At 37.0% G+C, this 19339-nt stretch carries 25 protein-coding genes; 11 read left to right on the top strand and 14 right to left on the bottom strand.

Translation table 11 applies throughout. The features are described 5' to 3' along the window. Positions 1–65 precede the first annotated feature (65 nt). From NYG85_RS07895 to NYG85_RS07855, 9 genes are read left to right on the top strand one after another with little or no spacing between them, the layout of a single operon-like run. A complete protein-coding gene (locus NYG85_RS07895) occupies positions 66–932 on the top strand; it encodes a choline/ethanolamine kinase family protein (protein ID WP_284937949.1) in 867 nt (288 codons plus the stop codon). After that, the gene (locus NYG85_RS07890; RefSeq protein ID WP_284937948.1) at positions 929–1777 is read left to right on the top strand and encodes a DMT family transporter; all 849 of its coding nucleotides are present in this window, start codon (positions 929–931) and stop codon (positions 1775–1777) included. Before NYG85_RS07895 ends, NYG85_RS07890 begins: the two co-directional genes overlap by 4 nt. Before the next feature lie 8 nt (positions 1778–1785). Beyond that, positions 1786–2484 carry an NTP transferase domain-containing protein gene (locus NYG85_RS07885; RefSeq protein WP_284937947.1) on the top strand — a complete coding sequence of 233 codons (699 nt, stop codon included), beginning with the start codon at positions 1786–1788 and terminating at the stop codon, positions 2482–2484. Continuing rightward, on the top strand, positions 2472–3293 hold the full coding sequence (locus NYG85_RS07880) for a LicD family protein (RefSeq protein ID WP_284937946.1): 822 nt from the start codon (positions 2472–2474) through the stop codon (positions 3291–3293). The genes NYG85_RS07885 and NYG85_RS07880 overlap by 13 nt, the downstream gene beginning before the upstream one ends. A 52-nt stretch (positions 3294–3345) precedes the next feature. Beyond that, a complete protein-coding gene (locus tag NYG85_RS07875) occupies positions 3346–3984 on the top strand; it encodes a carbonic anhydrase (RefSeq protein ID WP_284937992.1) in 639 nt (212 codons plus the stop codon). Next, positions 3981–5795, top strand: a complete 1815-nt coding sequence (locus NYG85_RS07870) for a mechanosensitive ion channel family protein (RefSeq protein ID WP_284937945.1) — start codon at positions 3981–3983, stop codon at positions 5793–5795. Before NYG85_RS07875 ends, NYG85_RS07870 begins: the two co-directional genes overlap by 4 nt. Before the next feature lie 3 nt (positions 5796–5798). Beyond that, positions 5799–5951, top strand: a complete 153-nt coding sequence (locus tag NYG85_RS07865; RefSeq protein ID WP_284937944.1) for a hypothetical protein — start codon at positions 5799–5801, stop codon at positions 5949–5951. Continuing rightward, entirely contained in the window at positions 5951–7015 is a 1065-nt protein-coding gene (locus NYG85_RS07860) for a GGDEF domain-containing protein (RefSeq protein ID WP_284937943.1), read from the top strand. The genes NYG85_RS07865 and NYG85_RS07860 overlap by 1 nt, the downstream gene beginning before the upstream one ends. Then, positions 7012–8061 (top strand): GGDEF domain-containing protein, encoded by a 1050-nt coding sequence (locus NYG85_RS07855; RefSeq protein WP_284937941.1) that lies wholly within the window; start codon positions 7012–7014, stop codon positions 8059–8061. The genes NYG85_RS07860 and NYG85_RS07855 overlap by 4 nt, the downstream gene beginning before the upstream one ends. Positions 8062–8129: 68 nt before the next feature. Here NYG85_RS07855 and NYG85_RS07850 read toward each other — a convergent pair whose 3' ends face one another. Next, entirely contained in the window at positions 8130–8522 is a 393-nt protein-coding gene (locus NYG85_RS07850) for a Fic family protein (protein ID WP_284937991.1), read from the bottom strand. A 1510-nt stretch (positions 8523–10032) separates the two neighbouring features. Here NYG85_RS07850 and NYG85_RS07845 point away from each other — a divergent pair. Next, on the top strand, positions 10033–10227 hold the full coding sequence (locus tag NYG85_RS07845; protein ID WP_284937939.1) for an NrdR family transcriptional regulator: 195 nt from the start codon (positions 10033–10035) through the stop codon (positions 10225–10227). Continuing rightward, entirely contained in the window at positions 10199–10657 is a 459-nt protein-coding gene (locus tag NYG85_RS07840) for a phage virion morphogenesis protein (protein ID WP_284937938.1), read from the top strand. Before NYG85_RS07845 ends, NYG85_RS07840 begins: the two co-directional genes overlap by 29 nt. A 622-nt stretch (positions 10658–11279) precedes the next feature. Here NYG85_RS07840 and NYG85_RS07835 read toward each other — a convergent pair. The 13 genes from NYG85_RS07835 to NYG85_RS07775 form a co-directional block, all read right to left on the bottom strand. Then, entirely contained in the window at positions 11280–11726 is a 447-nt protein-coding gene (locus tag NYG85_RS07835; protein ID WP_284937936.1) for a phage protein GemA/Gp16 family protein, read from the bottom strand. Continuing rightward, positions 11701–12357 (bottom strand): hypothetical protein, encoded by a 657-nt coding sequence (locus tag NYG85_RS07830; protein ID WP_284937935.1) that lies wholly within the window; start codon positions 12355–12357, stop codon positions 11701–11703. The genes NYG85_RS07835 and NYG85_RS07830 overlap by 26 nt, the downstream gene beginning before the upstream one ends. Before the next feature lie 393 nt (positions 12358–12750). Next, positions 12751–12960 carry a hypothetical protein gene (locus tag NYG85_RS07825; protein WP_284937933.1) on the bottom strand — a complete coding sequence of 70 codons (210 nt, stop codon included), beginning with the start codon at positions 12958–12960 and terminating at the stop codon, positions 12751–12753. After that, positions 12957–13592 carry a Rha family transcriptional regulator gene (locus NYG85_RS07820; RefSeq protein WP_284937932.1) on the bottom strand — a complete coding sequence of 212 codons (636 nt, stop codon included), beginning with the start codon at positions 13590–13592 and terminating at the stop codon, positions 12957–12959. The genes NYG85_RS07825 and NYG85_RS07820 overlap by 4 nt, the downstream gene beginning before the upstream one ends. A gap of 400 nt (positions 13593–13992) precedes the next feature. Then, positions 13993–14223, bottom strand: coding sequence for an XRE family transcriptional regulator (locus NYG85_RS07815; RefSeq protein WP_284937931.1), 231 nt, complete (start codon positions 14221–14223; stop codon positions 13993–13995). A 91-nt stretch (positions 14224–14314) separates the two neighbouring features. Then, positions 14315–14800 carry a host-nuclease inhibitor Gam family protein gene (locus NYG85_RS07810; RefSeq protein ID WP_284937930.1) on the bottom strand — a complete coding sequence of 162 codons (486 nt, stop codon included), beginning with the start codon at positions 14798–14800 and terminating at the stop codon, positions 14315–14317. Then, positions 14787–14915 (bottom strand): hypothetical protein, encoded by a 129-nt coding sequence (locus tag NYG85_RS07805; protein WP_284937929.1) that lies wholly within the window; start codon positions 14913–14915, stop codon positions 14787–14789. Before NYG85_RS07805 ends, NYG85_RS07810 begins: the two co-directional genes overlap by 14 nt. Position 14916: 1 nt before the next feature. Further along, the gene (locus NYG85_RS07800; RefSeq protein WP_284937928.1) at positions 14917–15279 is read right to left on the bottom strand and encodes a DUF7768 domain-containing protein; all 363 of its coding nucleotides are present in this window, start codon (positions 15277–15279) and stop codon (positions 14917–14919) included. Between the two features lie 64 nt (positions 15280–15343). After that, positions 15344–16114: a DUF2303 family protein gene (locus tag NYG85_RS07795; RefSeq protein ID WP_284937927.1), complete on the bottom strand. Its 771-nt coding sequence runs from the start codon at positions 16112–16114 to the stop codon at positions 15344–15346. Between the two features lie 10 nt (positions 16115–16124). Beyond that, positions 16125–16445, bottom strand: coding sequence for a YfdP family phage-associated protein (locus NYG85_RS07790; RefSeq protein WP_284937926.1), 321 nt, complete (start codon positions 16443–16445; stop codon positions 16125–16127). 373 nt (positions 16446–16818) lie between these two features. Beyond that, on the bottom strand, positions 16819–17022 hold the full coding sequence (locus NYG85_RS07785; protein ID WP_284937925.1) for a sigma factor-like helix-turn-helix DNA-binding protein: 204 nt from the start codon (positions 17020–17022) through the stop codon (positions 16819–16821). A 3-nt stretch (positions 17023–17025) separates the two neighbouring features. Beyond that, complete coding sequence (locus tag NYG85_RS07780; protein WP_284937924.1) at positions 17026–17883, bottom strand: AAA family ATPase; 858 nt, start codon at positions 17881–17883, stop codon at positions 17026–17028. A 281-nt stretch (positions 17884–18164) separates the two neighbouring features. Next, on the bottom strand, positions 18165–19339 hold a 1175-nt coding region (locus NYG85_RS07775), incomplete at its 5' end, for a TnsB C-terminal domain-containing protein (RefSeq protein ID WP_489752958.1).

The raw sequence follows: 19339 nt of genomic DNA, 5'->3' as shown, positions 1-19339 counted from the left end.
TTTTGGCTATTTTAAACAAAAAGCTGGTAAAATAAACATAAAATAAATAAAAGCAAGGCAAAATTTTGTTTGATTTTAAAGAGATTTCTGAGATTTTTTTTAACTCACTTGGCAAAAATGCCGATGAAATTAATGCACTTGGCGGTATGACAAACTCAAACTTTCTAATCACTTCAAATGGCGAAAAATTCGTGCTTAGAGTGCCGGGCAACCGCTCAAATCAGATCATAAAACGAGATGATGAGAAGCTAAATCAAACAATCGCTTCAAATTTTGGATTTAACGTAAAAACGGCGTTTTTTGATGAAGTTAGCGGGATAAAAATCACGGAATTTTTATCAAACGCCATAACTCTAAAACCAGCCACACTAAGGCAAAACAGCGAGAAAATAGCTGAAATTTTACGCAGAATTCACAGCTCAAAAATGGAGTTTAGAAATGATTTTAACCCATTTTTGCAGATGAAAATTTATCTAAATTTAGTTTCAAACGAAACGGCATTAAAGTTTAATGGATTTTTAACAGCCCTTGAAATTTTTAACGATTTAGAGCAAAAATTAGCAAAAATCAATCAAAAATTTTACGCCAAAAATGCCATCTTACTCCCAACTCACGGCGATTTGGTGCCTGAGAATATCTTAATGTGTGATGAGAGAATTTTTATCATTGACTGGGAGTATTCAGGGCTAAATGACCCGGCTTGGGATGTGGCTTCGTTGTTTGTTGAGAGCGAGTTTTCAGATGATGAAGAGGAGCGATTTTTAGGGCTTTATGGGGCAGATTTAGGGCTAAAATCAAAGATAGAAACTTATAAAAGCGTGCAAGATATTTTATGGACGGCTTGGAGTTTGGTTAAAATCTCAAACGGCGATGAGAGCTACATAAACTACGCTAAAAAACGGCTAGAATCGGCGTTAGAAAGGGCGTTATGAGCGGATTTTTTGCGGCACTTTTTAGTGGAATTTTATGGGCGTTTGATGGCACGATTTTGGCAAAAATTTCGCTAAATCCGTTAGTTTTGGCATTTTTGCACGACTTTTTAAGCTTTTTGGTTATCTTTTTATTAATTATTTTTTTAAATAAATTTAAATATATATTTACAATCAAAAGACGCTCGTTAATAATCACTGCCCTAGCCTCATTTTTTGGCGGTTTTATCGGTATGGGCTCGTTTGTTTTAGTCATTTCTTACGCAAATATCGGCTTTGCAGCGGTGTTTAGCTCGCTTTATCCCGTAGTTAGCGTGGTTTTAGCAAATTTCATTTTAAAACAAAAGCTTAGTAAAACCGGACTTTTTGGGCTGGGTTTAGCCGTATTTAGTAGCGTTGGGCTTTGTTTTTTAAGCTATGACGTGCATTTTAGCCTACTTGGTGCAATTTTTGGATTAGCTTGTGCCTTTGGCTGGGGTGCTGAATGCGTGGTGATAAATTTAGCCCTAAAAGATGAGCTAAGCCCCTTAAATGCGCTGTTTATAAGGCAGGGTGTAAGCAGTATTTGCCTGTTTTTATTAGCTGTGTTTTTGGGATTTACTATCAATTTTGAAAGCGATTTTTTAGGCTTTAAAAGTCTATTTTTAGCCGCAATTTTTGGTGCGTTTTCATACCTGCTTTACTACTTTGGTATCGCTAAAATCGGCGCTTTAAAGGCAATGGGACTAAATATCTCATACTCATTTTGGGCAATTTTAATTAGCGTAGTTTTGGGCGGCGAATTTTGGGCATTTTTGACACTTTTTGCCGTGTTAATTATCATCGGCTCACTGCTTACAAATTTATAAGGATTAAAATGAATGCGATCATCTTAGCTGCTGGGTTTGGCTCGCGGCTTAAAGAGCTAACAAAAAGCAAACACAAGGCACTTTTTGAGATTTTAGGCGAGCCAAATATTGAGCGAACGATAAAATTTCTAAACGAGCGTGGCATTAGTGAAATTCACGTAATCACCGGCTATTTAAGCGAAAATTTTAGCTATTTAGAGCAAAAATTTGGGGTAAATCTCATTAAAAATGAGAATTTTCACGTCACAAACAACCTAGCCTCATTTGCCCTTGCCCTGCCCTATTTTGGCGATAGTTTCGTTATTGATGCTGATGTCGTGCTTTTAAAAAATATCTTTGAGCTTCGCCAAAATTCGCACTACTACACGACAATTAGGGCAAACTCACAAAAGCCAGAGTGGATTATCAAAACGCAAGAAAATCGCGTCGTTGGCATTGAAATTTCAGCACTCAATGCCCCTTCACTTCTTGGCATTAGCTACTTTAATAAAACCGATGCAGACGTGATAAAACGCCATATTTTATCGCTTAAAAATAGTGCATTTTTAGACCCTAAAAAATATTACGACAACGCCGTTTTAGACGTGATTAGCGATATAAATATGGGCTTTTTAAACGTGCCAAATGAGCTTGTTGGCGAGATTGATGATAAAGATGATTTAGACGAGCTAAATTTAAAAATAAAGAGGCTAAAATGCGAAAACTAAATGATAATGAGTGTAAAAAAGTAATGCTTGAAATGGCAAATGTAATTCACGAAATTTGCCTTGCAAACGATATCAAATACTCGCTGGCATACGGGACTTTAATCGGTGCAATTAGGCACGGCGGATTTATACCTTGGGACGATGATTTTGATATATTTTTAACAAGAAAAAACTATGAAAAATTGATAATGGCTTTAAAAAAGCTTGATGATTTTTACCTGCTTGATTTAAATGATAATGGCTATAATTTAAATTTTGCAAAGCTCTGTCACAAAAGATATGTCGGCGAGTTTTTAGATAAAAAGCACGAAATTTATTTTAAAAATTTTGGCATTTTTATTGATATTTTTTGCCTTGATGAGATTGATAAAGACCAAAAAGATAATCACTTTTTAAAGCTAAGAAATTTGCTTAAAAGCATTGAAATTTTAGGCAATCCAAGCCACGAGCGAAGCGATGAAAATTTAGTTAGAAAAATCGCAAAAAGACTAATTTTTTTGCCAAAAGTTTTATACTACAAATTCTTTTTAAAACGAGAAAAATTGGTTAAAAATTATCAAAAATTAGAGCAAATTTTTAACGGCACAGGACAAGAAAATTTGGGAATTTTATCCGCTGGATTTAAAGAAATTTATCAAAAAAGTGACTTTGTTGATTATCATTTGCAAAAATTTGAGGATTATGAGTTTATGATCGTTAAAAATTACGACAGGGTTTTACGCACATATTACGGCGATTACACGCAACTGCCGCCAGAAAATGAGCGCGTCGGACACCACCCTTACGCCTTTTTTGACACAAAAATTTAGCTTTAAACCTACTTTTGCTATAATCGGCGAAATTTTAGATTTTGGAGTGTTGATGAAGGCGTTGCTTGAACGTGCTGTAAATTTTATGGAGGAGGGCTTTTTAGAGCATAAAGAGCTGTTTGAAAGCCTACAAAATAGCCAAGACCCAAAGGTGCTTTTTATCACCTGCACCGACTCTCGTGTCGTGCCAAATCTCATCACAAAGAGCCTACCGGGCGACCTTTTTACGATACGAAACATAGCAAATATCATCCCGCCATATCGCATTAGCGACGAATTTTTAGCGACCACTTCGGCGATAGAATACGCACTTTGTGTGCTAAATATAAAAACGATTATCGTTTGCGGACACTCAGATTGTGGCGGTTGTAAGGCGATTTTTGACGAGCCAAGCAAATACAAAAACGCCCCAAATTTTCTAAGTTGGATTAAGATGATGACGCCGATAAAAAAAGAGGTGTTAAAATTTAGCAGCGATGATAAGGCAAAAATCGCTTGGATGACAGAGCGATTAAATGTGATAAACTCTATTGAAAATTTACTCACTTATCCAAATGTTGAGAGCGATTTTGAAGAGGGTAAAATTGACATTTACGGCTGGCATTATATCATTGAAACTGGCGAAATTTTCAGCTATGATCCGCGTGCTGGGACGTTTAAACTGCTAAGTGCAGATGAGAGTAAAAAATGATAAACATTTTTAAAATTTTACTGCCTTTTTTGATATGTGTTCTTACTTTTGCGGATAATAATCAGACAACCTTGGTTGATATTTTTGAAAATTTAAAGAAGGTAAATGCTCAAATTGAAATTTTATCGGCTGACCAAAATAGCTCGGTTGATACGAAAATTTTAAACACAAAAAAGAGCGAACTTCTATCAAAAATACCGCAATTTATCACAAAAACCGACTTTTCAGACGCTGATATCAAAAGCTTTTATGCCAAAAAATCAGCCCTTGAAAAAACGCTAAAAAACATAACAAACAAGCAGAGCCAAAACTACGTTAAAAACGCTATTGAGCTTGAAAATTTAAATATCAACGAGCTGTTTTTTAAGAGCATAATTTCTCTAAACGAGCTGTTTAAAAAAGGTGCAAAATCAAGCGAAATTAAGGCAGTTTTGCAAGATGCTCTAATCCAGTCAAGAACCGATTTATATGTGAATTTAAAGGAGCTTTCACAAAATGTCCCTGATAGTTTAAAAGATGAGTTTAATGAGCTTGAAATTTCAAAAAAAACCAGCGAGGACGCGCTAAATTATCTTAAAGAAAACGCCGATCTGCTCGCTTCTAGCTACGTTGCAAGCGAGCTAATTTTTCACTCATCAATTGACACGATAAACGAAAAAATCGGCATTAAAATTGATGGCGTAAATTTTGGCAAAATTTTGCTAATCATCGTGATTTTTGCCTTTTTTATCTCGCTAACTAGAATCCTAGCTCGCCTAACCTACGCGCTCACGCTCTCGTTTTTTGATAAAACCGAACACGCAAAAGCGATAAAAGATCAGATTTTACAAATCATCAAAAAGCCGATCTCATCGCTACTTATTACATATTCGCTAAAAATTTGCATAGGCATTGCCTACTATCCGACACCTATGCCACTTTGGGTAGCAAACACCTTTTCTATCGTTTATATCGTGCTAATTAGCTGGTTTGTAATCACAATCTTAAACGGCTATGGTATGCTAATAATCGGCAAAATCGCCAAAAAAAGCGGCAGAAAAGAGGTTGTAAATTTAATCTTAAAAATTGTCTATTTTATCATTTTTGTAATCTCACTTTTACTGATTTTATCGCGACTTGGCTTTGATATTTCAGCTATCATCGCCTCGCTTGGTATTGGCGGACTTGCGGTGGCGTTTGCTGCAAAGGATATAATCGCAAATTTTTTCGCCTCTGTTATGCTTTTGTTTGATAACTCATTCTCGCAGGGCGATTTGATAAGCTGTGGCGGTATTGAAGGCACAATTGTTGAGATTGGACTTAGAAAAACGACTATTAGAAGTAGCGACAATGCCCTGATTTTCGTGCCAAACTCAACCCTAGCAAGTGATCCGATAATCAACTGGTCAAGGCGAAAAGCTGGGCGTATGATAAGCTTAACAATCGGACTAACCTACGATTCAAGCAAAGAAGCACTGCAAAAGTGCATTAGCGAGATTAATGATATGCTCTTAACACACCCTGAAATTTCAAGGGCTGATAACGGCGGAGCGTTTAGGGGTGCAAATCACTTGAAATTTAAAGAGAGTATCGTTTGCATTGATGATTTAGCTGGGTATAAAAACGCCATTTACGTTTCGCTTGATGCTCTAAATTCCAGCTCAATTGATATCTCTGTGATCTGCTTTACAAAGACGATTTTAAGGGCTGAATACATAAAAATAAAAGAGGACGTGATTTTTAAAATAATGGATATCGTGGCAAAAAATGGACTAGATTTTGCTTTCCCAAGTCAAAGTTTATATGTTGAAAAATTTACACCAAAAGGATAAAAAATGGCATACGATGAAGATGATTTTGAGTTTGATGAAGAATACGTTGATGATGAGGATGAAGTAGGCGAGAGATATAGCTACAACTACGACGAAAACGACTACGAATACGACGACGGCAGCGATGATGAAGAGGGGGAGTTTGAAAACTACTAATGCAAGCAGTTGAAAATATCGGGCAAAATAAGTATAAATCAATAGAAGATATCTATTTATTTATCATAAATTTGCTTCTTGGCGGACACTTTTTGGGCTTTGTCTTTGCGATGATAGCTGGGTCAAATATGATATTTTTATCATTTATTTTTCTTGGCATCACTATCTACATAAAGAGCGTTTATGACACGAGAAATAAGGTAATCTTATCGCTTTGGCTTCACGTTAGCTTTGTGGTTACGGCGATAGTTTATACAAATGTCTTTGGCTGGGGCAGTGGGTTTTATATGTTTATCATAACGCTTGTTGCGATAAACTACTTTTACGCTTGTGAGAATAAAACCCTAACTTACATTGTCGTTTCGCTTGAAAGCCTATTTGTGATATATCTTTATTATCTCTTTGGTAACGAGCCACCTAAGATTGAAATTTGGCTTTTAAACACCATTTTTGCATCGTGTTTTTTAGTAAATTTTATAATTATCGCTAGATTTTGTATGTTTGCTAGTTTTATCTCATCAGCTGGCTATAAAAATCTAAAAAGCGAACGTGAAAATTTAGAAAAAATCGCAAAATACGACCAGCTTACCGGGCTCTTAAACCGCCGAAGTATGGAGCTAATGATCAAGCAAAAGCTAAAATCGCAAAAAGATGACACGGTGGCAAATAGGGTGGTAATGCTAGGCGATATTGATGATTTTAAGCACATAAATGACACCTTCGGGCACGATACTGGCGACTTTATCTTAAAGAGCGTCTCTGATGTGCTAAAAATGACATTTAGAAAAGAGGACTACATTTGTCGCTGGGGAGGGGAGGAATTTTTAATAATCCTGCCAGATACAAAGACCGATTTTATCTATGAAATTCAAGACAGGCTTTTAAGAAACATAAGCTCAATTAGGCTGCCAAACGGCATTTCAATTACGATGACCTTTGGTATGGTTATTTGCGTAAATAGCATAAATCGCGATGTAAGCGATGTCATAGGGCTAGCCGACCAGCTACTTTATAAAGGCAAAAACAACGGCAAAGACCGCATAGAAATGGAAATTTTAAGATGAGTAAGAGCAATATTTTAACCACGAATTACAAGCTAAATAACGTTTTTAAAATTATGAGCTTTATTGTCTTTTTCGCTCACGCAACCTATCTTGTGATATTTGCCGTAATTGGTGCTGAGCCACTTGCGATTTTAAATATTTTTTCGGTTATTATCTATCTAATAATCCCAATCATTTTACTTCAAGAAAACCCAGCTTCAAGCCTTTGCTTGGTGCTTTTTCAGCTTGAAGTGATGATACACGCTATCGCTTGTATAGTCGTTCTTGGCTGGGGACTTGGCTTTGAGTTGCTATTTATCGCATTTATGATGACGACGCTTTTTGCTGACACTGGCAACAAGCAAATCACATATTTTTTTGCAGCCGCACAGCCATTTGCCTTTTTGGTTTTGTTTTTTCTCTATCACGATAGCTATAAAATCACTGGCTATTGGCGAGATTTTTTATTTACTTTTAATATAGTTTGTGTCTGCTCGTTAGCCATTGTGTTGTCGTTTTTCTTAGAAATTTCAAACCGAACAGCCTATCAAAACGCACAAAAAGAGCGAGATGATATCAAAGATATCTCAAATCAAGACCCACTAACAAAAATTTACAACCGCCACGCCTTGCAGGAATTTTTAGATGAAAACCTAAGCCAAGCTAGAAATTTCGCCGTAATGATGGGCGATATTGATAATTTTAAACGTATAAATGACACTTACGGACACAACGTGGGCGACTTGGTGCTTGTAAAAGTGGCAAATATTTTTAAAAATATTTTTAGAAAAAATGACTTTTTGTGTCGTTGGGGTGGGGAGGAATTTTTAGCAATTATTTGCGATATTGATAAGACCGAAGCGATAAATGTCGTGCGTCGCGCAAAGGAGACGATAGCCACTAGCAAGGTAAAGCACGGCGAAACCGAGTTAAACGTAACGATGACCTTTGGACTTGTTTATTGTGATGGAGGCGGCGAATTTGACATTTGGTCGCTGATAAAACGTGCTGACCAACTGCTTTACAAGGGCAAAAATAGCGGTAAAAACATAGTAATGTTTGAGTGAATTGGGGTTGGTTTGAAATGAACCAGCCCTTTATATATGCATAGTATCATCGCTATTTTCAAATCTATCTATGCATTTTTCTTTACAAAACCCCTTAATCTCTTGGCTGTTTCATAAAATTTTACAAGTTTAGTAAAAAATAAAGTCATATTATCTTTGCTAACCCAGAGTATGCCTAGCCCATTTTGGATTAGAATTTTATTAGCCCTAAGCATTGCTGTTCTTTTATTAGCATTAAAAAATAGCTGTGAGCGTGCGATATAAAGCATCATATCTAGTGCGACATCTAGCTTGTTATCCTTGCTTGATATCTCGTTTATTTTGGCTTTTACTTCATAATTTACTGGCAAAATAGGGGCGTAGTTAGTCCCTGAAATTTTAACATTAGCCGTTCTTAAAAAGCTAGAATTTAAGACTATATCCCTACCAACTAATCTATGAATATCTTGTAAATAGCCCAGATTTACTTCATCATTTATTGTCGCAAAAATACTCCCACGCCCTTTTTAAATTAGTAATTATCGCTATTTCTTCAATGGTTTTACCATCCACGCTAAACCCATTTATTATCATTTGAGTTTGTGCAAAAGTGATATCTACCTCCTCTAAAATGGCTGATTTGTGAATGCTATCTGCTAAATTTCATTTAGCGTCATTTTTATCCTTGTATTTTATTGTGGCATTATATTATAATGATGATTTGTGTTTTTTGGTAAAAATTTGTGATTTGATTATGGGGTTTAGCGAGAGTAGGGCGGATTAGAATTACTTTTTTTCATATTTTGCAAACAAAATTTTGTTTGGTTTGCAATAACTTCTTTTGCATTTGTTTTTTATTTGAAGTAGAACGTTGCCTGAAATTTAAAAAGTGTCGCTCACTTTATTTTAAGGGAGAGTGTGGCTTCTTTTGCGTTCTGTTTTTAGAACGAGCAAAGCGAAGTAGGGTCGCCCCTTGCCATAACTCGCAGAGCACAAAAATGGTATCGTAATACCATTTTTGTTGCTGTCTGCTCCCCCACGACAACGCTCTTTTGTGCAAACACCTGCCGATTTTCAATCGGCGTTCGCTAGTTTAGATTTTTTACGTTTTAACATTTTTAAAATTTTGTGTTTTTTGCAAAAATTTTCGCCATTTACTAAGTAAAAACGCTCTATCGTTGCTTTGCTTTTGCAGGCTTTTATCACTGACAAGTTGTGGTAAATTATGCAGTAATTCATCTAAATTATACGCTTAAAAAATTCAAAACTGATAATTTTGTAGCGACTATCACAAAAATACCTTTTAAAAATTTAAAAACTATGTTAAAGCAAACGGATAAAAATGGTAGCAATATATATATGAAGGTCAAGTAGTGCGGACTCGAACCGCCATATGTGTAAAGCCACTCGCCTACCTTATACTGGCGCATAGCTACTTGACCTATTGCGGAATTATATCAAAAAAACAAAAATTAGCAAAATTTAAAAAAAGGAATAAAAATGATTAGTTACACAAAAGCCCCCACTAGAAATTTCAAAAATGCATAAAAAATTTAAGGTAAAAAATTACGTGATAACACTTGATAAGTTTTTTAGGTAAGAATTTTTTACATTACTAAAAAATGGCGAGATTAGAAAGATTAAGTGAGATGGTGGGACTTGAACCCACGATAACCGCCGTTGCTCCATCTAGTGGCGACGTCCAGCTACACTCTCTACTGCCATCTATCTCACTTAATCACTATCGGCAATTATACCAAAATTTTAAAAACAAGGGACAAAAAAATAAAGTAAAGCAACGCCGGGCATCGAACCCAAGTCATATACAGCCTGCTAACGCAGCTGGAACCCTGCCAAATCTGGGCCATCTATTGCTTTACTTTGCACGATTATACCATAAAAATCACAGATTAGCAAAAATTTAGATTTTTTAAACCTTTTAAAAAAAATCTAAAAAACGTGCTAAAATAGGCATTTTAAAGGAGGTCGTGCTTGTTTTGCCCTTACTGCGGATTTGAAAAAACAAAGGTTGTAGCCACCATAAAAGGACTTGAAAATTTGCGTTTTAGAAAGTGCGATAAGTGCAATAAAACTTGGACTACCATTGAGAGTGTAAAGCCAAACGATGAGTATTTAGAGTATTTTATAAAGGTTAGGGATGAGTGTAAAAATAAGCGGGTTATCTGACGTTACAGCAAGACTTGAAGCCCTAGAAAATTTACCGCTAAAAAAGAGCCTTTTTGATGACATCGGCAATATGGCAGTAAATGAGATAAAAGATGCCTTTATAGATGAACGCTCGCCGTTTGGCGAAAAATGGCAGGAGCTAAGCGCTAAAACAAAAGAGCGTAAAAAGAAAAAAGGCAAATCAAGTAAAATTTTAAGAGATAGTGGTGCTCTTTTTTCAAAATGGGAGGTAAGAAGCGCTACAAATAGCGTAACAATCTCAAACAACACGCAAAATAACGGCTTTGCTTATGGACTAAGCCACCAATACGGCTCAAAAAAGCAAAACATCCCAGCACGTCCATTTTTGCCAGTGGATAAAAATGGCAATTTAGAGAAAAAATTAGAAGCAAATATAAAAAATCTAATCATATCAAAGATAAAAATTTAACGCTTTTAAAGATTTAAAATCCCGACATCTTTTAAGTGCGTGGGGAGCGAGCGAACAAAGTAGTAAGCCCACTGCTGGGCTTACGTCCGCAAGCGAGTGAGTGAGCATATCGCAAAGCGATGCGAGCGATGGGTAAATGTTGCCACCTGCCACTTACGACTAAAATATATCAATTTTTGAAAATCTGAGCTTTGCCCCTTTAAAAACGTTTTTAAGGGGTTTTAAACAGGTTTTCAAAAATTGGTATAGTTTAAACGGGCAGGGCGTAGGGGAGCGAACGGACAAAGTAGTAAGCCCACTGCTGGGCTTACGTCCGCAAGCGAGTGAGTGAGCATATCGCAAAGCGATGCGAGCGATGGGTAAATGTTGCCCTAGACCTGCACGCTTAAAATCTATCGCATTTTTAAATCTTTAAAAAAAATCACGAAATCGCCAAAAAGCGTCCGCAATACAAGCCTATCGCATTTTTAAATCTAAAAAAAGAGCGGTAAATCGCAAAGTAGCGTTAGGCTTAGGCTAGGCGTGGGCGAAAAATCAAACGGAGCGACCGAGTGGGTCGTGAGTATTGATTTTTTGACCGCAACGAAGCATAAGCGGGCGATACGAGCAGGCTTTTAAGGTTTTAACCTTTTTTGTGTTTTAACACCGCATTTAGTCCAGTTATCACGCTCGTGCCTTGCTTTTTACTTAGCTTTGAAATGTAGCTTAAATAGAGCAAAATAACCCTGCATTGTCTGTTTATAAATTTTATGAGCTTTAAATCATCCCAGCCTAGGGCGTTTGCTAGGGCTTTGATTTTTTCTATCTGCTTTTGCGTGATTAAGTCATCTTTTAAGAGATTTCGCCCGGCAAAATCCTGCTTAAAATCCACGCCGTCATCAGCTCTTTTGTTTAAAATATCAAGCACCAAACTAAGCTCTTTTATACTTAAATCCTTACAGCTTTTTACGCTAAATCTGACATCTAGCCACTGCTCCCAAGCGTCGTTTTCTTTGATAGTTTTATAGGCGTGGTGCGTGTGAATTTTAGTTAAAAGCTGTTTTCTAAAAATCTCTTGTTTTGGTGTCATTTTTTATCCTTTTATAGCTTTTTTCTATCATTGCTTCAATGGCTTTTTTATCCGCCCTAGGTTTTTCACTCTTTGGCGGTGGCGGTAAAAGCCTAGCTTCGTTTAGCTCATTTTGCTCCCATTCATCACGGCTAATGCGTTTAATATCGCCGATTTTATGCTGGTTATTAAAGAGCCAGTTATAAAATTTAGCACTCTCTGAGCTATCAAGGCGTTTAAAAACACCGCTTTCATTTACCACGGCGCTATTTCTTAAATTACCCTCATCATCAACTACAATCACGACAAAAGGTAAAAATCCGCTGCCTTTCTCACAGCTACAAAGTCCCTCGCCACGATACGCCTCTTTACAAAACGCAATTAGCTCATTTACGCCTTTAAAAAAGCTCTTACCGCTATTTTTTACACGCTCAAAAGCCATTTTTTGCCACGCAATGGCGGCTTTATGCACGGCTAAATCGGTGCTAATAAAATTACCCCTGAAATTATCAACAAAAATGGCAAAATTTATAAGCTCATCATCTGGTATGAAGTGGAGCTTTTGGCTAAATTTTAAAATCTTAGCCTGTGATAAAAAGCCACGAGAGTCGCCAAAGAGTTCAGCTAGGAGTTTAGCACGTTTTGAGGTCATATTTTGCCTTTTTTTAGATTTAAAAGCCCGGTATCTTTTTAATGCGTAAAGCTCAAATAGCCAACACGGCTAATTTTTCGCTTCACGCATTAAAAATATATCAATTTTTGAAAATCTGGACTTCGCACATTAACGGCGTTTTAAACAGATTTTCAAAAATTGGTATAGTTTAAACGGGCAGGGCGTAGGGGAGCGAGCGGACAAAGTAGTAAGCCCACTGCTGGGCTTACGTCCGCAAGCGAGTTAGTGAACATATCGCAAAGCGATGTGAGCGATGGGTAAATGTTATTCAAACCCCACTTCGTTTAAAAGATATCTAGAATTTAATCTAGGCTTAAATCCTTTTTAAAACACCCGTAAAGATACTTTAAAAAGGGCTTTTACGCCCTTATTTTAAATATTATTTTGCGTATCGGTATCTTGCAATTTTTTAGCCATATCAAAGCACACATCATCAAGCAAATATAAAGCCTGTGCCAGTCCAGCTCTGCCCTCATCATCCTTACAAATCCCACCAAGCCCAGCAAGTAAAACGCTAAGTCCAAGTAAAAGCTCTTTGGCATTATCTACCTCATCTAAGAAAAATACACTAACCTCTTTCATAACACACCCCTTATGGCATTTCTTACAGCGTCACGGCTTCTATCCATCCTTCGGCAAATCTCACCCTGAGATAGTCCGCTTTTATATAGCCTTACTATCTCGTCCCTTTCGCTTTTATTTAGGCGACTTGATTTTTTAACCATATCGCCTTGCGTCTGAAAATTTTGCCTTAAAAGCATATTTTCACGCTCAATAGCAGCGTAATATTTGCTTTTAAACTCATCCGCTTCGCTTGATTTTTGGGTTAGGGCGGCTAGGACTTCGGTAAATTTATCGTTTGCTATGCTGCCATTTTTTATCATCGCCTCCATTTTATTAAAGGCGGCAATAAACTCTATTTTCCACCTGTAAGCCTTTTCACCAGTAAAGCCCATAACCAAAAGCGAAAAGCCATCACGTGAAATTTTATAATACGGCTCACTTCGCACGACAGCCCCAAATTTGGCGGTTCGCTCCGTGAGCGAAAAATTCCGCTCACGAAAACTATCAGCCGGCAATTCAGCTATTTTTGCTATAATATCAGCGTGTCGTTTTTCAAACACATTTGCGACATCCAAAGAAGTGGCAAATACTCCACTATCTGCCACTTCAAACTCTACACTCTGACCATTTATAACGATAATTTCGTTCATTTTTTATCCTTTCTTGTTTTATATATAAAGACCAAAGTCGCCACAAAAACTACTACCATAAGCAAGTCAAGGTAAAACCCCTCATACATACCAGCTCCTTTAACTAAAATTTGATATAATCCAGTTAAGGGTATCAAAGCTAAGGTTTTCTAACGCCCCCCCCCCTTTTTTTTTTGGGGGGGGGTGGCTAAATCCACCCAAAAATTCGCAAAATCCAGTAAAGGATTTGCAACACCAACGCTAGAACTTGCAAGAACCTTAGCATTTGATACTCCTTTGTTTTATTTCAAAGTTGTTATTCAACTCTGATGATAAAATTATAGACTATTTTAGACTAAAAGTCAAGGTTTAAAGTTGTTTTTTGGTAGAATTTTGTATAAAAAAGTTGAAATTAGACTTTTTAAGAGTTTAAAAAATCTTTTAAATTTTGTTTAAAGCTATCACAAGCCCTAAGCTTTGCTTCTAGCTCTTGAATTTTAAAGTATTGAGAAATGGCAAAGCTCATAGGTTCGCTTACGCTGCCTACGGCAGCACTTTTAACAGCACTCTCGCTATACCCTATCAACTCGCCTAGCTGTTTATATGTTAGCCCTAGCTCTTTGCAGGTTTGTTTGATAAGATTTTCTGCCATTTTTTCCCCTTTAAAAGTTATGATATTCTACCTAAAAACCACTTTTAAAAACCTTAATCAAAAGCCCATTTTTAGGGCTTTTTGTTAAAGTTTAGCTCATCTCTAAACTCTCAATTTTTGGCACAATTCTAAAATTATCTTTTACTACTCTTTTTAGCCCCAGCTTTACTAAATCCTCATCTTTTAGCTCGGCTAAGGCCTCTTTATTTGGTGCTTCTGTGTAGGTTATGCACTCTTTGGCTAAGCCAAAGGCTTTTATTGAGCTTATTAGGCTTTCAAGCTTAGCCTTTACTCTTGGTATGCTCACACTCTTGCTTATTCGGTATCCGATCTCGCCAAAGGTAAATTCCTTGCTTCGCTTCTCGGCAAACTCAGCTTTATTATCCTCGCAAAATAGCGTGATTTGCTGCTCTATGAAGTTTTTTTCACTCTCTAAACGCTCAACTTCGCTTTTTCTGCTCTCTTTTATGCGGTTACATTCAAGCGTTACCTCGCCATTGATCTTCTCAATCCCTACGCTTAGCTCACAAAGCCTTTTTAAAGCGACATCAACGTCGCTAAAACTAGTTATTTGCATTTTTTACCTCTCTTTCTACATTAATTTTCTTGATATGTCTTGCCTTTAAGACATAGCCGTATTTTAGACAGATAGCTAAATTTGATTTTGATTTTTTAACTATCCGCACAGCCATTTTAAAAACCAAATCCGCCGTCTAAATCAAGCTCGGTTATGCCAAGCTCTCTTGCGTATTCTCGCTCTTTTTTCATACCTTCGCTAAGATGACTATCTGGGTGTAAGTCATAAAAATACGCATAAGAGCAGTGGCTAAGTAACTCTAACCCAGCTTTAAGTGCATGCTCTCTATCTTTTTGCTCGTCAAATATCTCGCTAAAAGCCAACACTGGGCTAATAGGCATATATCCGGCTTTTTTTACCATTTCGCACGCATTTTTAGCGATTTTTCGGGCTAAAAAAGGTCTATTTATCTCACTTACGCCTCTAAGTCCGCTATACGGCGTAGCGACATAGACAAGTCTCATAGTCATTTTACTCATCGTTTCTCTCCTTTCTTTAAATTTAACTTTATCGGAGGCTAATTTTAGCCCCCGACTAAATTAATCAAACATCTGCGTTATACGCTTTGACACCATCGCAACGCTCTTGGATGTTTTTAACAAGCCTGTTTAAAACCCCACGCTTTACCACTTCTGCTGTGTAGCATACAAGACTTATACTAAACTCGCTATCGTTTTTAATATCCACAAACAGCTCTACCTCAAACTCACCCAGTAAGCTAACATCCGCCTCGTAAATAGGCAGTCTAAACGTAATTTTGTTTGGGAGGGTTAAGTTTGCTTTTGTGCCGGATTTTATCTCAACATCTAAGCTTATCTTTGAGCTTGTATTTTTCTGGACGCTATCAAATTTTTTTACTGCTTGAAGGTTTTGTGCTAGTTCTATAACGTCCATATTGTCGTTTTCTTTGCCGTCTATTTCAGTTATATACATAAACAACGATTTAAGTAAAAACACAAACTCTCTTTGTGTTAAATTTTTGCTTAAATTCTTATCAAAATCATAATAAAATGGCGTATATTCTAGATTTAAGAATATACGTTTTTCGCAAAATTCCGCCTTGTCTTTGGTGGCAAAATCTACTACGCACTTTATGTTTTTATCATTAAAAAACAGCTTTGAGTTTGGCTCTTTATACTCATTAACTAGCCCCACAAAACTCTCTACATCAAGTGCTTTTATGATATAGCTGTTTCTTAGTGGCTCGTTAAGCAATCCCTCGTTTAGCGTATAATCTTTATGCGTTATAATGGCTCTTTTTTTAGTGTCAAGCTCTACGCTTGGTATTAAAGTTTCACTAATTTCTCTTTGCATTTTTTATCCTTTACTTTTTAAAATCAAATACCAGTTGTTCTGGTGCATTTCTGCTAGGCAACATCTCGTTGCTGACATAAAATCTCGTTTTTACTGGCTCTTTTGGTAAATTTAGGCCGTTTTGGCCAAAGACTACTATTTGACCGCTTTCGTGTTGGTCTGGCTTTATGGTAAGCTTTAATGTTACACTCGCTGGTTTAGAAGTAGATACGACCGAGTTTATGGCTGTTTTTAAGTTTTTTGCAGTTTCGCTTAAAAAAGCCCCTCCGCCTAAGCTACGCAAGGCATCTATTAAAACATCTATGTCGCTATTTATTACTTTTTGTGTCATTTTTTATCCTTTTTTTTGTTTTTTAGGGGCTAAGCCCACCGCCGCTCTTTAAGTGTTTTTGACGTCTAAGCACTTAATTAAACCGCCTTTAAAAGCATTTAAGCAGGTTTTTAAAAATTGGCATTAGCCAACTTTTTACGTCAAGGCGAAGTAGTGCGAGGCGATTTTTGGGGCTTTGAAGTGATTTTAAGCAAGGCTAGACATAAAGTCTGCCGCAGCGAAAAAATCACGAAATCGCCAAAAAGCGTCCGCAATTACAAGCCTAAGCGGTTTGTTAAACGCTTAAATTTTTATCACATCCACAACTTTTTTAGAGTTTTTAAGCAGGATAAAATCCCCCTCCACCCTGTAAAATTTACGTGAATAAAATCCATTAAGACCACAAATCATCGCTAATTACTCCTTTTATTTGTGTTTTTGCACTCTCTGCATAAAGCTCAGCCATTATCTCTTTTATTAGCTCCCATTTTTTCTTATTTTTAGGGTGTGAGAGCTTTGCTAAGGCTTGGCGTTCAATTTGAGCGACCCTGCCTAAGCTAAGACCTAGCACCCTTGCAACTTCGCTCTGCGTCATCATCGTTTATCCTAAAATTACCATTTGCGTGGCGTTTAAAATAAGCTCATCATCAAGCGTGGTGTCATTAAGCTGCGCTAGCCTTAACGCCTTTTTATAAAGTTTAGCCGAGCTTCTAAAATTGCCGTTTGTATAGCTAAAAATCCCAGCCGTAAAAAACTCATCGCACTCAGCCTGACTTAACCCCTGCATAGCCCACTTACCACAAATTCGTGAGTAGAGTTGCCTTAGCTCTTTGTTTTTACCCATTAGGTTGTTAAGTAAAATTTCAGTCCCGCATAAAATCATACTAGTGCCTGAAAAATCATAAATCCGCCTTAAATCCTCTAACGCTTTAAGCGGTAAATGCTCAGCCTCATCAATTAAGATGATTTTGTCATTCTCTTTTAGAAATTTCGCAGCGGCTTTTAATTTTGCATTCACACCGCTAACGCCATCAATTTTAAGAGCCCCACAAAGCTCATCAAGCAAAACTTTTGCCGAGGTGTGGCAGGTAGCTTCAATTAAAACGGCGTTTGGATTTTTTCTGGTAAACTCCCTTAAAATAGTCGTTTTACCGCTCCCAGCCGTGCCATAAATCAGGGCTATCTCACGCTCGTTTATGGCTTCGTTTATGATAAAATTTGCCATTTTTGCGTCTTTTGATAAAAAGAATTCATCTTTTTTAGTCGCCTTTTTATCTTTGCTTTGGTAGTTTAAAATGTAGCTTTCTACCTTTTGACTAAGGGTTTTTAAATCGCCCTTATAAACACCCTGCCTAAACTGGCTAATCGCCGCCGCACTTACGCCTATCGCACGAGCTAGGGCGGAGGCACTGATTTTGTTGCTCTCTAAGAAGTCAGAGAGAAGTTGTTCTACTTTCACTTTTTTTCCTTTTAAAGATTTAAAAATGCAACGACCTTTAACCAAGCAGGTCTAGGCTAGCCAAAACGGCTAAGCCTACGCCCTGCTTAGCTAAATACCGCTTATTTTTGAAAATCTGAACTTCGTTGCTTAAAGGCGTTTAAAATACCTTTAAAAACGTTTTTAAAGAGCGAAGCTCAGATTTTCAAAAATTGATATATTTTAAACGTGCGGAGCGAAAAATAAATCGTTTTGATTATTTAAGCTCCGCACGTTTAAAAGATACCGGGCTTTTAAATCTTTCAACAAAACTCCTCCCAGCTTTTATGCTTTTTATTCTTTTTTACATCACTCCCAGCCACCTTTAAAGCCTCATCGCTTAACGCCTCATTTTTCATCAAATTTTTAGCCGTTTTAGTGGCGATTTCTAGCATTTTACTCTCATTATTTGCCCCTTTTAGCACTGGTTTATCAGCCATTTTTACGCTTACGCTCTCTATAAAGTCAATAAATCCAGCACGGACTTCGTTTGTAGCTATCGTTTTAGCCTCTTTGGTCTCTTTTAGGCGTTTGTTAAATATCTTTTGAGCCATTTTTGCATTCTCAACGCTCTCGCCCACGCTATCATCAAGCACAACCGCAACGCCTATAAATTTATTATCATCATCCCACAAAAAGCACTCGTGGTTATTATCTATATTTTTATTAACCCACACACGCTCATAATTAAATAGCGCTGCGCTTTGATAATAGATACCCTCAACGCTAACACCCTTTTTATTTACGTGTTTTAGCTCTCTTTTGCCAAGCCTTGCGCTTAGGCTTAGTGCGTCCATCGCCACCGCTTCGTTAGCTTTTTGATTATAAGCCTCCGCCACGCTCATTTCTAAACGCTCCAAATAGCGCGTGTTTAAAAATTTCTCAGCGTAAAGGTCCATTAGTTTTTGCACTTGCTTTAAATTTTTAAGCTCTTTTAAATTGGTTTTATAACCCTTTTTAAGGCGTCTTTCCTTTTTAGAGTAAAAAAACTCAATGGCTTGTCTTTGCGTGATGTTATGACCGATAAATCCGGCTAAATTTGCGGTAAAGTTATGCTGTAACGCCCTAAAATTTCGCTCTACATAAGGTTTAAGCCATCCGCTATAAGCCCTAACTGCCTGATATCTGATTTCAAGGGCACTCATCACGCTGTTTATGTATTCGCTCTTAAAGGCTTTGCCGTTATCGCCTTTGATTACTTGCGGTTTGCCGTATCTTAGGATATATTTAGCCACCGCTCTTGCGATACCCACGCTATTTTCGGTGTCTGTTACGCTAAATGTAGCCACTCCTGAATACGTATCAATTAGTGCGATTATCGTGTAGCGTTTTTGCCACTCTTTAACATAGCTTTCAAACTCCTCTTTATCTTTAAATATGTTATTTACGGCCTTAAAACCTATCATTTCGCAAATATCACTTGCACTACAAATCAAAT

Origin of the sequence: Campylobacter gastrosuis (assembly GCF_030249845.1) — a bacterium.
GTDB lineage: Bacteria > Campylobacterota > Campylobacteria > Campylobacterales > Campylobacteraceae > Campylobacter_A > Campylobacter_A gastrosuis.
The sequence above is the reverse complement of the archived record's forward strand: the minus strand, read 5'-3'. Positions and strand labels throughout refer to the sequence as shown.